The organism is Ruegeria sp. BG11 (assembly GCF_056538565.1).
The window spans coordinates 1-15680 of sequence record NZ_JBQFTH010000022.1 but is presented as its reverse complement, the minus strand read 5'-3'; the positions used below and the strand labels follow the sequence as shown (position 1 = coordinate 15680).

Genomic DNA, 15680 nt, shown 5'->3' with positions numbered 1-15680 from the left:
CCGACATGCCCAAGATCGCATTTTTTGGCCATAACTCGAACGAACCTGCCATTCGCCGGCGGGCCCGAGCTTTTCAGAGCGCGGGGCATGAGGTGGTTGGGTTCATGCCGCACCGGGGGACAAAACAGGCGACAGACTGGCCGGTTGTCGACCTCGGAGAGACGCGTGACAATGCCTATGGGCAACGGATCATGTCGATTTTCCGGGGCGCTGGTATTGCGGCGCGTGAACGCGCCCTGCTGGAGAGTTGTGAGGCCATCTATGCCCGTAATCTGGATATGCTGGCGATGGCAGTCCGCACCCGCAGCAAGCTGGGCCTTAATATACCGCTGATCTATGAATGCTTGGATGTGCACCATAAGCTGACAGGACAAGGTGCGGTTGCGCGCGCATTGCGGCGCGTTGAAAAAAGCCTGCTGACGCATTGCGCCCTTGTGGTAATTTCCTCGCCACGATTCGAAACCGAACACTTCGCGGTGCATTATCCGGGTTCCTACCGGGCGTTCCTGTTGGAAAACCTCATGATCGAAGGGGATGATTTCCCCCCTCGCCCATCGCTAGAAGCGGCCGAAAACGCATCTGATGGGCCGCTGCGGATCGGGTGGTTTGGCAATCTGCGCTGCCGACGCTCATTGGATCTGTTGTTGGGTCTGGCGCGCCGGTTTCCCGACGACGTAACACTCAGCCTGCGCGGCTATCCCGCGCCCGGTGTGTTCACGAATTTCGAAGAGGAATTGAAGCCGTATAAAAATGTTGCCTTCGGCGGGCGGTATTCCGCACCGGGAGATCTGGCCGCGCTGTATGGTTCGGTTGATCTAGTTTGGGCTGGAGACTGGTACGAGGCCGGTGCCAATTCCGTCTGGCTGCTGCCCAACCGAATCTACGAAGGGGGGTATTTTGCCACACCCTCGCTTGCCCCAGCCGGAACCGAAACCGCCCGCTGGCTGCAGGGACACGGCAGCGGTATCCTTCTGGAACAGCCGGTGGACCGCGCACTTGAGGCCACGATTGCGGAACTGCTGGCGAACCGGTTCCCGATCAGGGCGTTGCAAAAACAGCTCCTTTCACTCCCCAAAAGTACATTTGTTGAGGGATCGGAAACAACGAAAGAACTTCTTCAGGCCGCCGGAGTGCCCCCTGTTTGAGCATGCACACACCCTATGGCAGGCTAAAGGCGGGCTTTGGGATGGTAAAACGGGTCGGCGCCTGCAACATGTCAGCGGTGTTTGCGATTGGGCAGTCTCTGCAATCTGGATTCCCTGCCCTGCGCGGTTTATTCTCTGACCGCGTTTACCGCCGTATATTTTTATTGAGATCCTCTAATGACCCAAGAGCTCAGGACTTTGACAAGATTACCTGATTTCATTATCGGCGGCGCGCCCAAATGCGGCACGACCTCGTTGCATTTCATCCTCGGGCAAAGCCCGCAGATCGGGATACCCGACGAAGAAATACACTATTTCGATGCGGATGATCCGATTACCCATCCTGATTTTCTGAATGCAAATGGGCCCGAGTTGAAGTGGTTTGATACCCGCCAGGAGCATGCAGCCAATCTGGATTGGTACACGTCCAGGTTCGCCAGATTTCAGGACAAGTTGCTGATAGGTGAGGATTCCACCACCTACCTGTTTTCGGCGGTGGCCGCGCGGCGCATCAAAGAGCTGTTGCCCGATGTGCGTCTTGTCTTTCTGCTGCGCGATCCGGTAAAACGCGCCTATTCGCAATATTGGCATCTGATCTGCAGCGGACGGCTGAGTTGCAGCTTTGAGCAGGCCCTGAGCCAGCACAGTTCAATCATTCTGGGGTCGACCTACGCCCCTCATATTGCCGGGTATTTCGACGTGTTCGGCCGGGATGTCGTACATGTTGCCGTATTCGAGGATTTTCTGACCGATAAGCAGGTGTTCCTGGATCGGATCACCACCCATATCGGAGCGCCCGATATGGATGTCGGGACGTTGCAAACCTGGTTTAACCGGACCTATTATCCGACGATGCCCAAAGGCCAGCAATGGCTGAACCGGATCGGAGGCCGGATCGTGGCGGGGCGCTATCGCAACCATATGGGGCAAGAGACGGGGCTGTCGGAAAAGATACGCAACAAGCTGCACTATCATTGGTTCCGGCGCGTCAATCCAATCTTGCTGAAGTCGGAAAAACCGCCCGTCATGCGACCGGACACGGCGGCTTATCTGGCGCATCACCTGTCGGACCGGAACGCAGGCTTGTCTGATCTTCTGGACCGCGACCTGTCGGCCATCTGGTCCGGGTTCCGGGGATGAGTACTCAGCGGGTGGATATCGTACTGGTTTACGACCCTAAGTTCTCGGGTGGGACCGCTACGGCGATGCTCGCGGATGCTATTGCATTTCAAGCGGCCGGAGCGGCGGTAGGGTTGTTGCCCGTAACCTCAGGTTTCTTAGTTGATATTGATGACAAAGACAATGCCGCTATTTTGGAGTTGGCAGATCTGAGCGGGTTCCGCATGCTTGAAGCGGGTGGCACAGTGGTTGCTGATGCTGTCTTTTTTCACCACCCATTGGCATTCTTTCGTAAAGTCGCTGAAACGGCAAAAATTCAAGCTGATACATCGGTTCTGGTGGCCCACCATCCGCCGTTCCGCGGGGATGGGTCACTGGAATACGATCCAATCGCCACTACCCGTGTAGTCAAACGGGCGTTCGGCACTAGCCCCATGTGGGCTCCTGTTTCGGGCGTGATCCGCAAGCACCTGCGAAGTTTCGCACCCTTTGTTCGCTTAACCAGTGCAGATTGGGTGAATACCTTTGATGCCGCCGATTGGGAACCCGTCCGGCAGATCTTTGACCAGCCGGTTGCGGCCGTTGGACGGCACAGTCGAAGAGATATGCTGAAATGGCCCGATTTGGCCTCGGACGTGACCGCTTCTCTGGTGCCACCTGGACCGGGTTGGAAAACTCGTGTCATGGGATGTCCGGTCCATGAACTGGAAAAAACAGGCGTCGACTTGAGCGGATGGGAGATCGTTCCGTTTAACGGCGAACCGGTTGAGCGTTTTCTGGATAGCCTGGATGTTTTTTCCTATTTCCACAGCGACAGATGGGTCGAAGCTTTTGGGCGTACCGTGCTCGAGGCGATGTTGATGGAACGCCCCTGCATCCTAGATCGCAGGCTGCGCGAAACCTTTGGACCGCTGGCACAATATGCCTCACCTGCTGAAGTGCCGGACATTCTGACGGCGCTGCGCAATGATCCGGCTGGCACACGAAAGCGTTGCTCTGAAGTGCGCAGCATCGCGGTCAATCGGTATTCAAGCGCTGCAATTCCAGACCGTCTGCACGCCCTGCAGCAAGATCAAGGGACGACCACGCGTATTGGCCCGGTTCAAGCGTCTCCTGTAGTCACCCTGCGCAAGCTGGCCGGGCTTGCACGTCGGGAACGCAACGCGGCACAACCGGTGAAATCGCAATGACCCGGATCAGCCTCGCAGAAGTTCAGGCAAAAGACTATGATATCTGCGTCATTGGGGCTGGGGCGGCTGGATTGGCTTTGGCATTTGCCTTGGGTCGCGCCGGGCTGAAAGTTCTGGTCATCGAACAGGGCGACTTCAACTCCGGTGAGATCGACGGAACGATTGACCGGGATGAGATCGTGTCGCGTGACACCCACGATCCCCGCCAGCGTACCAACCGCGAAGCCGTGGGCGGTACACTTTTGGGTTGGGGCGGACGCTGTGTGCCGTTCGATCCCGAAGATTTTTCAACGCAATCCGGGCGGCATGTACATCCCTGGCCGATCGCTTTTGAAGACTATGCAAAGTGGGTCGCGCCTGCCGCTGAATTTCTGGAGTCGGATACGGAATTCGAAAAGCCCGCGCCTGCCGGGTGGCCTTCGGTCGAAGGTGTGAGCGTTGAACGGGTCGAGTTGCTGAATGCGCTGGGGCAGGCAGATGCGCTACAGGAGCGGCTGCAGCTGGGGCGCGAACCGGTTGACCTGCTCAAGCAGGCGCAGCTTCTGTCAATGCGTTGGAGCGAAGGTCCGCAAGCCCGGGTGCGCGTGCTTGAAATACTGCACGAAGGGCAAACCACCACCCTGCCCTGCCAACAGGTCGTTCTGGCTTGTGGCGGGCTTGAGACGACGCGTCTTCTGTTGTTGGATCAGGCTGTGCGGCCCGAGGCGTTCGGCGGGCCTTCAAGTGCGCTTGGCCGGTATTACATGGGCCACCTGACGGGTGCCGTGGCAGAGATTACATTCCGTGATCCCGCGGTGTGCAGTGGCTTTGGATATCAGAGTGAAAATGGCCACAGCCCCTATCGCCGCCGGTTTGTCTTGACCGGGGACGCGCCTTCCAATGTTGCGTTCTGGGTCGAAAACCTCGCTCCGTCCGATCCTCGGAACCGGTCGGGTGAGATTTCGGCAAAACATCTGCTGAAAGGTTCAGATGGCCTGGGACAGGCAGGGGCGCATATCGCCAATGTTTTACGTGATCCGGTCGGGGTGATTGACGCCATGCGCTCGGGGGCCAAGCGGTTTTCGGCGGAAATCGCCCGGCGCCCGCAGCGTCTGGTGGCCCGGGGTACCGGGCCTTACGCGCTGGCCTATCATGCTGAGCACTTCCCGGAACATGACAGTCGGGCCATGCTGTCGGACGATGTGGACCAGACCGGTCGGCGCAGGTTGAAGGTCGATTTTCGTTATGGCGCGCGCACCGTTCAGGCGCTGCTTGATGCGCATAAGCTACTGGCCCAACGTGTGCAGTTGGCGAACGCAGCCGACATATCATTGCCGGACGATGACACCCTTGCCGAGGCGATCATCCGCAAGTCCCGCGATGGGTATCACCAGATCGGCCTGACACGCATGTCGGCGGACCCGCAAGATGGGGTTGTCGATCCCAATTGCCGCGTGCATGGCACTGGAAACCTGTTCGTCGCATCTGCCGCGGTCTTCCCTGTGTCCGGGCAGGCCAATCCAACCTTGTCCGTGGTTGCCATGGCGCTGCGTCTGGCCGATCATATAGCGGTAACGCACCGGGCAGGTTTGGCAGCATGACTGTGATGGAGACATATTCTTCCAAACGCGAGGCGTTCGAGCATCGGCGCGACCACGTACTGGTGACATTGTGGTTTTTCGTCACGTTTAAGCAGTTCCGGTATGATGAATTGATCCTCTATCCACTGGCTCTATATTTTGCCTGGGCCTTCGTGCGGGATTTCAACAGAAATTTCCCGCTGATTGCACGCAGCGCGATCCTGTTTGTCTTTCCAGCGTGGTGGATGCTTTCCGTCCTTTGGGGGGATCAAACTGGGTTGATTGTGAGGTCGGGCCTTCAACTGACACTCACAATCATGATCTGCTATTGCATTGCAACGCGATTAACCGCGCGCGATATCGTGGTGTCACTTTTCTTAGTTGCGAGCTACTATGCGATAATGAGTTTTTTGGCTCCCTATTGGGGAACGGGACACACTGCTCGTGGGGTGTTCAAAAGCAAGAATGCGATGGGTTCCGCCATGGTTTTTCTGTGGCTTTCTTCGCTTTGTATCATAATTGATACCGTTTACCCGAAAAGGCTTAGGTTGATTGCTTGCATTATGGCAATCCTAGCAGCAATTCAGATAAATAGAGCAGACTCAGCAACAGCTGTGTTACTTGCACTTGGCATTTTGGGGATGGTGCTCTTCTTTGGCGTCTTGCCACGCACAGGAATTCTAAAGCGCCCCTTGTTCTACGTGTTTGGCTCAACATTCTTAGGTGCTCTTTTTTTTGTATCTTCAATAGTTTTCTCATCGAGAACCGTTGATCCGGTTGACGCGATTCTATCAGCATTTGGAAAGGATAGCACTCTAACCGGGCGAACCGTGTTGTGGCAATATGCAAGTCAGCAGATAGAGAAGAGCCCCTTTCTTGGAGTTGGAGCAGGTGGATTTTGGACTCCCTACGACAAGCTGTCTGAAGCAAGTCGAATTTATGAAGAATTCCATAAAGTGTCAGGCGCAACTTTCTCGTTTCACAATTCGTACTACGAAATAGTTGTGCATCAAGGTATAATCGGATTGCTATTTTGTGTTCTTATTATAACTTGGTCGATCGTAAACATCCTACTCATTGGAAACAAGGCTGAACCGGTTTATACAGTTTTTTTTCTTTGTGTATGCGCCGTTACGTTAGCCCAAAGCATGACGGAATCCTACCTATTTATGCCATTTACACTTTTAACAATGCTCTTGTTGATAGGTGGCCTAATGTCCTGCAAAAAGTTGAAACACTTGAGTTTATTGGGGCAGTGTTAATGAGAATTATGTTTCTAAAAGCCTTTCTTTTCTCGGAAACGCACATGATGCATTCGGAGGTTATAGTGCTGTGGGGGTGAGGGAGACGCTACTGAAAGAAGAGATCATCGGAAAATGAGTGGAAGCAAGAATTTTCAAGCAAGTCTGTTGGCGATGCTGTCTTTGTTAGTGGGTGTTATTTTTTCACCCTATTCTTTTCCCCCTTCTGATAATTACGCCAATGGACCTTTCCTTTTAGTTGAAGATGCCGTTGTTTTATTTAATTATTATAATAATATAGCGTCACCAGAAGTGCTTCGAGACTATGGTGGATATATAGCCATTTACCCGCAAGTGGTCGCATACCTTTCTAGTAGTCTTAACTTTGTACCGCAAATCTTTTTGTACTTTTCTTTAGCATCCATTTTTACCTTTTTTCTTTTGATCCAAGCATCAAGCTATCTATGTGAAGTAGGTTCAAAGGGTATTCTTTTTTGGCTGTGTGTCATTTCAGTTGGCAGCGCATGGATTTCTCCACTTAATCAGTTTAATTTAATGTATTCTATGTGGCCTGCAATGGTTGGTGCTGGAATCTTGCTTGTGCGAATAGTAGCTTTTGATTCCAGCGTTTCATATGCGTACTTGCCAGTTTTGGTCGTCGCACTTGCCTCGCATCCGGTAAGCATATGCGTTTTACCCGCTATCGCTTGGGGTCTCGGTTGCTCTGTATTGGTTAAGTTTCCAAGTAATAGGAACCTAGTTTTTTTAGCGGCCGGACTACTAGGTGTGGTTATTAGCATACTTTGCATACAGAGTGGCGATAGAAATTTTGGTCCAGAACTATATAGAATACGGAATTATTTTACATTTTTAGCCAGCATTCTGTCAGACGTTGGAAATTTTTTTATTTGGTTACAAAAATACCTACCCACAGTTTTTCTTATTGCTGCTGGCATTTATATTTTATTTAGAGGCGTGAAGATGTTTGAGAAAAATAGGAACCTCTTCCGGAAGCTTCATAAATTCTGTGCAAACCCTTCAAACACTATAGAGCGTGAATTTATTTCATACTTGTTGCTTTTTTCGATTTGCATAACGTTTTTGGTGATTTTTTTATTGACTCATAGAGCTGATGTTCATCACGGGTTGGCAGTTCGCTATGGTATACCTGCATTTACGTATTCGGTACTTATCATTTCTAAACCAGTTGGTGACCTGTTCAACTTGCTACCTAAGATGCCGATAACGCTAGGATCACGACAGCTATTGATCGGGGTCGCTGCGTTATTTCCAGCATTCTTGTTTTTCATGCAGCAGCAAAGTGAAGATGTGCGAGCGTTTCTAGTTGGGCCGGGCGAATGTGTGCGCCAGCAAGGTAGGGGTGACATCGCCGTTCGATCACAGGAGAGATGGACGCTACTCATCTTGCGTGAAAGAATAGAGAAAAGTGCGATTGAAGGTGAGAATATCTTTTCTGAGTTCGGCGATCCCGTTTCGAATAATTGTCCCGAAGCTTTACCCAAAGTTGTCCGAACTTGGATATTTCACTGACGTAGGGATATTCTGTTGTCGAAACAATTGAACTCAATAGCCTCGTTTGCTTTGGATAGCATGATCACACGCTCGTGCTGTTAGTGCCATAATGGTGAGCGTTGGGTTTTGAATTCCGATTGATGGAAAGGCTGCCCCGTCGGTAACGTACAACCCTGGCGAATCCCAGACCTGGTTGTTCAGATCAAGAACGGATTCTTCTGGTGAAGTTCCCATTCGGGCACCGCCGACCTCATGAATTGAGGAACCGGGTATCGACGGAGTGACGCTCTCTTTATTATGGATTGTAACATCGAAGAGGTCGGCCAATTCACTAAGTGCTGCAAGCTGTTCTTGAGCAACTTGCGACTCAATTGAGTGGTGCTCACATGATATTTTCAGCGCTGGAATTCCCCATTTGTCTTTCATTGTCGAGAGCTCTACTCGGTTTTCCGCATGAGGCAACATTTCTGCATCTGAAACGGCGGTAAAATGCGAAGTGTTGTCGGCACCCGGGAACATATAGACACGCACGCCGTACCCGCGCCCGGCGCTGCTTGAGTTTCCATCACGCATGTCAAAGCGTGGAAGAAAAATACAATCCTCAACCCCCATCTTACTGCGCCCAAGGCCTTTGGATCGGCTGACACCTTCGATTTTGAGCGAAACGTGATCCATAATGTAGCGCCCTAAAGCGTCCGAAGAAATGCCAACCCCTTTCACATGCGGTTTGCTTCTTGAGAGCATTAGAATCCGCGTGCTCTCTAATGCAGACGCGCAAAGAAAAACCAGTGGTGCCTGCGCGTCCTGAAACATTTTTGATTTTTGGTCGTAGAACCGCATCCCATTCGCTCGACCTTGCGCGTTAAAGAGTACCTGGCATCCAATTGCTCCTTGCCGACAGTCTAAACGCCCCGTCTGAGCGGCAGTGTCGAGCGAGTTTAGCGGTAGTGCGTACCGACCTAGGATGATGTCCGCATCTTTCCAACGTTGCCCGATTTTTTCGATAAGCGTGGCCTGTGTATCATTCGGCTCTAGCTCGTTCGTAATTACGCTGTCTGGAATCCAGGGCGAGTGCTCATAGCGACCATTCAAAGACAAGCGGCGCTCCACTTCGACATACCACGGGTCGAGGTCAGTAGCGCTGACAGGCCAATTTGGTCCCAAATTGTCTGAGGGTGTAAAGTCAATCTGGGAATGACGATAATATTGTTTGCCATGAGCTGGTACAATCATGCGGCCACCAAGCTTTCGGACGCGAATCCAGTTGTATGGTTTGTCAGTTGGGTGATTGTATGGATTATCTAAATCATCCACGAACGCGTCAGGAGCTGTGGGCCAAGCATAACATTTTGATTGAATTGGGCGCCTTAGACGCCCAGCCATACGGAATGCCTGCTGAGTCTTGTTAATGACCCGCCAGGGAAGGAAACGGTATAACTCAGGCTTTGAGAATGTTGGTAACATCCACGACAATGTCCTATCGATGGGCCGGTGAAAAAATGGTGCCTGCAAGCCTGCATCGAGTACAAGCGTATTCAAACCGGCTTCCGTTAGAAGTGTGGCTGCGAGGCCGCCGGATGCCCCTGCACCAACTATGATAGCGTCATAGCCAGTTTGTCGCGTGATCCTATCCAAAGTGGTGCGTGCTATCGCTTGTTCTAGTCTCACCAGGTTAATATCCTTTTAGAGTGGCTTCAGCTTGGCCCAGTGCCAGAGCAGGCCTACATTACAATAAGTTTATTGTGGAGTACTCTTATGAAAGAGCCCCCGCGGCAAATTGAAAGCAATAGTTTTATCCACGATTTACAATCTGATTTTTTAAGTAAACGAAAGTGCAGGATCGGATTTGGGTGTGGAAATTTGTATGCCGGTCGCGAAGCGGCCACTTCCATTAGAGTATTGGAAGAGGCGATTGACCGCGGCATCGTTTATTTCGACACCGCCCGTCTATATGGATATGGTAAGGCCGAAGGCCTTTTGGGTGAGGTGATCGTAAACAAACGTGATAAGCTGGTGATTGCTACGAAGGCAGGCATCTGGCCAGTCTCACCTACGTTAGTTTGGCGCGTTCGGGCAAAGTCGGCAGAAATTGCTCGTAGAGTAAGGCTATCGAGAAAAATTTTAGAACCACCCCCGCTCAGACCGCGCTTCAATGCATTTGGCCCCGCAGAAATCAGGGAAAGTCTCGAGACATCGCTGCGACAATTGAAGACTGACTTTATCGATATCTTCTTGTTACACGAATGTACGTTAAATGAAGCTACCAGTGGCGACGTTTTGGACTTGCTTGGAGAATTCAAAAAAGAAGGGAAAATAAAGGTCTTTGGTGTGGCAACTCAACCAGACATATCAAGAGATATCGCCACTCATGGAGCGAGTGAGCATGAGGTTATACAGTTCAAAAACGACCCAATCCAAGAAATATCTGACGATTGGCAGGTGAAGCCTAGGCGATTAATCGTAAATCACTCGATTTTAGGGGAAAATCTTTCAACTACACGCAAATTTATGGAATGTTATGAAGGTGAACGGTACCTAGAAGAACATGCGAAAAAACTATCGTCAAACTCGGAACTCTGTGCCGCACATTTGATCGCTTGTGCACTTCGTGCCAATTCTAGCGGTGCAGTACTGTTTTCTACATCACGGCCTGAAAGAATCCAACGTACGCTCGAAGCCGCGGAACTTACAGATGAGGATGTGGCTCTTACATTTGAACTTTTGTCTGACCGCGCATTGTCAGGATAATAGTGTTTCTCCATGATAACAGAATACTAACCTGAGTTTTTTTAACCGGACTTAGGGTTGAATCGCAAGGCGAGTACAGCGAGAGATCATTTAGATCTCATGCTCCTATTCCCCATTAAAGACATTGCAAAAAACCCAAGAGCTGACGCGATCAACGTCCCTGTGATGAATGCAATCAATGAAGCTGAAACTGACTGTTCTGGGGGAACACCGAACTGTACTAAAACAAAACTGAAAGCCGCTTCTCTGGGGCCAACGCCTGCTACGGAGATTGGAATGGCTTCGATCATGCTCACCATCGGCAGGGCGACAAGAAACATCACCACGGAAATATTGGCGCCAATGGCGCTCGCACAAGCCCAAAGAAATACTCCCCGCAATATCTGGAGCAGGAAGGCAAGAACAAGCGAGATCCAAATGACCTGACCGCTTCTGTACGTATCTAGGGCGTAGAAAAATTTTTCGATCTGATCTCGAATGACCTGCAAGCGTGGCCAGTGAAAGAACTTCAATACTGCTTTGCGCATGCCTCTATTCATTATCATACTGGCGCCCAAGATCATGATTGAAACACCCCCGCTTGCCCAAAGTCGCAAATCGCTGTTCGTGCCGTCCGCCACAAACGCTAGAGCGACAAACGCCAAAATGAACTGCGACATTAAGGACATAAGCCGGTCAACGATCACAGAGGCTGTGGCGACTGCAAAGCTGGATTCGCGTGCAAGGCCGCCAACGCGGATAGCTTCTGCACCAATCGTGCCGGGTAAGAACAATCCTGCATAAGAGCTGAAGAAGGTCAGTTGCACAAAAACCTTAAACGGAACTCCCAATTGACGATCGACGAGAAAGCTCCATCGGAAGGCATTGAATAACATCAATGCGATACCCAACAAAATAGTAGTGAATATCCATTCAAGGTTTATTTCGCGCAGCGATCGATAAAAGGCTGCCATGTCGATTTGATGCGCCAATAGTCCTAGCAGGGCAACGCTTCCAAAAATACGGACGATCGGCGAATTTATCTTCAACTTCAATAAACGGGTACTCCAGATAATCGGCGTTTTACCTTTAGCACTAATATTTGGGAGCGCGATATGCGCCTTTTGCCTGGCAAGCGCATCAAAAAATCACCTTTCAGTCGGACAGAGAACATTGGATCATCTCCTGAACGATTACAGCGCCGCCCTCGCCTAAGGCCCCAAAAGCAACTTTCGTAGCCAGTGCGTTTTGCAATGTCGACAGCTAATTGAGAGCCGATCGTATACGGGAAACAAAGGTGCTGCACGGATGTTTGCGGAACATGTCGTTCGATTTCTGCCTTTGATATACGCAGGCTGTTTTCGATTGCCGCTTCGATTTCAGCACCTGTCTCTAATCGGCCCAAAGCCGGTAGCTCCCGTCGCCACTTTTTAACGACAGCTTCAAGTTCCTGCTTCCATTCGGGGTTCTGAAAAAAGTCTGGCCCAGCCATGCGTACAGTCGTCAGAAGATTCTGCACGAAGCTTTCGTTGGGCAAGAACGCTGGTTTGCCCGACATACGTGACTCGGCTTCGAAAATCGGGTAGCCGAGTAAAGCGGTTTTTGCCGTAACCGGATCCGGTTCGTGTCCTGGCGCAACCGGAATATCAAAAAGCGCGGTAGCAGTATCTGGCGTTACAAAGCCAAGGAGTTTATCTGATACAGGCACACGATGGTGGAAATATGTGTGCGATTGAAAATCAATGCAGCCCGTACGCGCTATTTCTTCTATGTCTGACCATGTCATCAAATCCAGATCCTGCCGATCGGCTGCAATGACCTGAACGGGACCTCTGTCACGAATATAACCAGGAATTAGGAACACCACTGCCTGCATATTGTACTTTTGCAGTAAAGGGAATGCGGTTTTATATACGCTCTTACGACCGTCATCTATCGTCAACATAACCGCTCGTGACGGTGCCGATCTCTGCCCTTTCAGGATTGCTATATACGTGTCGCAATCAAGGGTCTGATAACCATTTTCCGAGAGATACAGCAGGTGTGTTTCAAACTCTTCCGGATCAATGCTGTGATAAACAAATACGGGAACTTCCTTTTGGGTTTCATCGACTGTTCGCGCATGTACAAACTTCGGATATGATCCGAGAACATGATGCCCCAGTTCGTCAATCACTTCTGCAAGAATTTGCCTGCCTCCACGTCCTGACGCGATTGCTACCCGCTGCAATCACAGAATAACTCTGACCATCGACCAGTAAATTCGGAGCGCGTTTCCGGCCAGACCCAATAGCGCATTCACACTGGCTCTGCTACTTGTAAACGGGAGATCCGGCAGCCCAGATACGAACAGGTCCCGGTCCATGGTGGTGCGCATTTTTTGCAACTGTCTGTGGTCGCGGCGAATTTGCGCGCGTATCTGAAAAACACTGCGCCAAGCTCCTGTATACTCCCCGAATTTTCTATTGGCTACAACATAACTTAACAACAGACATTCAAAGATAATAAGAATCGGAAGCAGACTTATAAGTGTCCTCATCTGGTAGTTGGTACCGAGAAAGACAAGCCGATTATGCACCATACCTTGAATACGGGGGACCGTGCGGATCCGATTGTGATAGACTAAGGCATCAGGCACGGCAAAGCATGCAAGCCCCATCATCTTCAAACGATGGTGTAGTTCTCCATCGTCTCCCCAACCAATCACGAGATTTTCGTTGAAGAAACCGATTTTTTCGATCTTTTTTTTGTCTAGTAGTGCAATCCCGCCACCAACTGCTGGGTGTGGCCCCTTCCTCTGCAGAACATCCAAAGATTCCTTATCATATGCGGCGGAACAACAAAGACAGTGCATCTGATGACCAAAGATGAATATCTCCTCCGAGTCATCATTGTACATGACTGCTGGTGTGCACGCAGCAGCTTCGGGACGGGATTGCATCACGCCTAGCAAGGCGGTAACGGCATCTCGATGGAATGAAATATCATTATCTGTTACCAAAACAAACCGATGCGTTGCGCACCTAATTCCGGTATTACGTACAATGGATGTACGACCGGTGTTTTTGGGAAGCGATTTTATCTGGACATGTGGATAGTGTTGTTTAAGAAATTCTAACCCATCGTCAGTCGAGCCATCATCAACAACAATGTACTCTGTCGGGGGGGTATCCAGTTGCGCCAGTGAGTCCAAGGTTCGTTTTAAGACGTTTCGCCCATTGTGGTTGATGATAACACAGGAAAAAACGGGCTTTTCTCTCATAGTATCTAGCTCGTCCATTTCACCTCCCAACTTACTCTTTCACCCCACTCAGTGTTTTTCGATGTCGTCAGTGCATTCCATATTGTTTGAAATTTGCCTGACCAGATTCTGATCGCTAACATCTTGTCTGATGAAAAGCGCAGAGTTTCCAAAACCAGCTCTACTGGTTTCGAGGTGTACCTTGTAAGTTGGTTTGGCCAATCAGATATACCACCACGCGACTGGCCAGCCATTTTATCCCAACAGAATATCAGGATCCTGGACGAATAGAACCAGCGATGCGTCGGAGGTAAGCTCATAATTGCCGCCGCCAAGCGACGTGCCTTTGAGCAGGCCGGAACTGGCACCATCCACATTGATATCAGACCCGTTGATGGTGATGACGACACCCAATCCATCGAGTTGATCCGCTACCGTTGCCGGGCCAAGCGACTGTTCAAAGACCAGACGGTCTGCCCCCTGGTCGCCAAAATCCAAAATGACATCCGCCGAAGTGGCATTCAGGGCAAAATCCGTGCCGAAGATAAAGCTGTCATCGCCCTCTCCTCCAGTCAAGGTATCGGCTCCGGCGCCACCATCGAGGCGGTCTATCCCCGCGCCACCCAGCAAGTCGTCGTCACCGGCACCGCCGCGAACCACATCATTTCCGCCACCGCCATTCAGAAGGTTTGCCTGCGCGTCACCTATCAGAAGATCCCCGGCACCGCCGCCAATGACATTCACAGCATCTAGAGATATTCCCGATCCTCCGATCGTTCCAGCCCAGAAGCCGATCTCTTCTTCCAGAAAATCGGCCATCGCCTCTGCATAAAGCGCATCCCCTGCATCGGTGAAATGCACCTGATCCGGCAGAAGCTCGTTTTCGGTGATCGGGGGCTCGAATAGATGCAGAGTTGGATGCGTGGCCGCTTCCGAATCCACGATTTGCCGAATGCCCGGTACGAAGGTCCCGTTGCCCGCGTCTCCGGCGATCATTTCGCCATTGACCATGCTGTAGCCTTCATTGGTTGCCGCAACTAGATTTGCAAAGGCCGGCTTTACAGGTATAAGCGAAATCACCAGGTGACGGTCTTGCGCCCCTTCTAGCGCATAGAATTGCTCGATCAGGGTTTGTATCCCGCCCAGAACCTGACCGACTTTCGTCGGTCCATTCAAGTCATTCGTGCCCATCATGAACAAGGTCACGCCAGGATTGATTTCATCAACGGTCAACGAGAAATTCATGGCATCGTCCGGATCATCGGTCAGCGATTCCGCCAAGCTATGTCCCGGTGTGGCATTGTGATCTCGGTCGATCATGTTATCGGGACCGTCGTTGAAGCTGCCGACATAGTCGATCCAGACATTGTTAGCAGATAAGGTATCGAACAGATCATCGCGGAAGCCGCCTTCGGCATCCGGATTTCCGAATTTGTAGCCTTGCGTTAAGGAATCACCGAATGCCATGACGGTTGTTGCATAGGCGTAGTTGGCCTGTGACAAATCGACGACTAGAGCGCGACTTTCTCCAGTGAAATCACGTTGTCCTACAGACAGGTAGACGGTGGCGCTATCGATGCTTTTACTATCACTGATCGTATAATCGAAACTGTCACTGCCCACATACCCGGCATTCGGGGTGTAGATGATTTCGCCATTCACAATAGCTACGGATCCATTACCGGGCTGAGCGGCTATACCGCTGATCTCCAGCGTAGTCAGGTAGTCTGCATCTGGATCCACATCGTTGCTCAGAACATCAATCGACCAAGATCCTGAACTGTCTACACTAACATAGTCATCATTTGCCACAGGCGGTGGATCTGTAGTGATCAACCGTCCGTTTGCTTCCATATCGGCTTCGGTTCCGGCCAGGTTGCGGACGCCGGTGAGCAGGGCGACCTGGACGAAGCCGCTGGCCCCGT

At 51.1% G+C, this 15680-nt stretch carries 12 protein-coding genes; 7 read left to right on the top strand and 5 right to left on the bottom strand.

Features of this window, described 5'->3' with window-relative positions:
• Positions 1-5: 5 nt before the first annotated feature.
• The 6 genes from ACR0JF_RS22435 to ACR0JF_RS22410 all read left to right on the top strand — a co-directional run bounded on the left by ACR0JF_RS22435 (position 6) and on the right by ACR0JF_RS22410 (position 7805).
• Positions 6-1145, top strand: coding sequence for a glycosyltransferase family protein (locus ACR0JF_RS22435; protein WP_480669972.1), 1140 nt, complete (start codon positions 6-8; stop codon positions 1143-1145).
• Between the two features lie 198 nt (positions 1146-1343).
• Positions 1344-2285: a sulfotransferase family protein gene (locus ACR0JF_RS22430; RefSeq protein ID WP_480669970.1), complete on the top strand. Its 942-nt coding sequence runs from the start codon at positions 1344-1346 to the stop codon at positions 2283-2285.
• Entirely contained in the window at positions 2282-3454 is a 1173-nt protein-coding gene (locus tag ACR0JF_RS22425) for a glycosyltransferase family protein (protein ID WP_480669968.1), read from the top strand. Before ACR0JF_RS22430 ends, ACR0JF_RS22425 begins: the two co-directional genes overlap by 4 nt.
• Positions 3451-5034, top strand: coding sequence for a GMC oxidoreductase (locus ACR0JF_RS22420; RefSeq protein ID WP_480669966.1), 1584 nt, complete (start codon positions 3451-3453; stop codon positions 5032-5034). The genes ACR0JF_RS22425 and ACR0JF_RS22420 overlap by 4 nt, the downstream gene beginning before the upstream one ends.
• A complete protein-coding gene (locus tag ACR0JF_RS22415) occupies positions 5031-6275 on the top strand; it encodes an O-antigen ligase family protein (protein ID WP_480669964.1) in 1245 nt (414 codons plus the stop codon). Before ACR0JF_RS22420 ends, ACR0JF_RS22415 begins: the two co-directional genes overlap by 4 nt.
• A 114-nt stretch (positions 6276-6389) precedes the next feature.
• Positions 6390-7805: a hypothetical protein gene (locus tag ACR0JF_RS22410; protein WP_480669962.1), complete on the top strand. Its 1416-nt coding sequence runs from the start codon at positions 6390-6392 to the stop codon at positions 7803-7805.
• Positions 7806-7838: 33 nt separating this feature from the next.
• On the opposite strand, the gene ACR0JF_RS22405 is transcribed toward ACR0JF_RS22410, so the two are convergent.
• Entirely contained in the window at positions 7839-9101 is a 1263-nt protein-coding gene (locus ACR0JF_RS22405) for a GMC oxidoreductase (protein ID WP_480669960.1), read from the bottom strand.
• 441 nt (positions 9102-9542) lie between these two features.
• Here ACR0JF_RS22405 and ACR0JF_RS22400 point away from each other — a divergent pair, with 441 nt between their 5' ends.
• Complete coding sequence (locus ACR0JF_RS22400; RefSeq protein WP_480669958.1) at positions 9543-10535, top strand: aldo/keto reductase; 993 nt, start codon at positions 9543-9545, stop codon at positions 10533-10535.
• A gap of 86 nt (positions 10536-10621) precedes the next feature.
• On the opposite strand, the gene ACR0JF_RS22395 is transcribed toward ACR0JF_RS22400, so the two are convergent.
• The 4 genes from ACR0JF_RS22395 to ACR0JF_RS22380 all read right to left on the bottom strand — a co-directional run.
• On the bottom strand, positions 10622-11569 hold the full coding sequence (locus tag ACR0JF_RS22395) for a lysylphosphatidylglycerol synthase transmembrane domain-containing protein (protein WP_480669956.1): 948 nt from the start codon (positions 11567-11569) through the stop codon (positions 10622-10624).
• Positions 11566-12744 carry a polysaccharide deacetylase family protein gene (locus ACR0JF_RS22390; protein ID WP_480669954.1) on the bottom strand — a complete coding sequence of 393 codons (1179 nt, stop codon included), beginning with the start codon at positions 12742-12744 and terminating at the stop codon, positions 11566-11568. Before ACR0JF_RS22390 ends, ACR0JF_RS22395 begins: the two co-directional genes overlap by 4 nt.
• Positions 12745-13794 carry a glycosyltransferase family 2 protein gene (locus tag ACR0JF_RS22385; RefSeq protein ID WP_480669952.1) on the bottom strand — a complete coding sequence of 350 codons (1050 nt, stop codon included), beginning with the start codon at positions 13792-13794 and terminating at the stop codon, positions 12745-12747.
• Positions 13795-14010: 216 nt separating this feature from the next.
• Positions 14011-15680: Ig-like domain-containing protein (locus ACR0JF_RS22380; protein WP_480669950.1), on the bottom strand; the 1670-nt coding region annotated here is incomplete at its 5' end.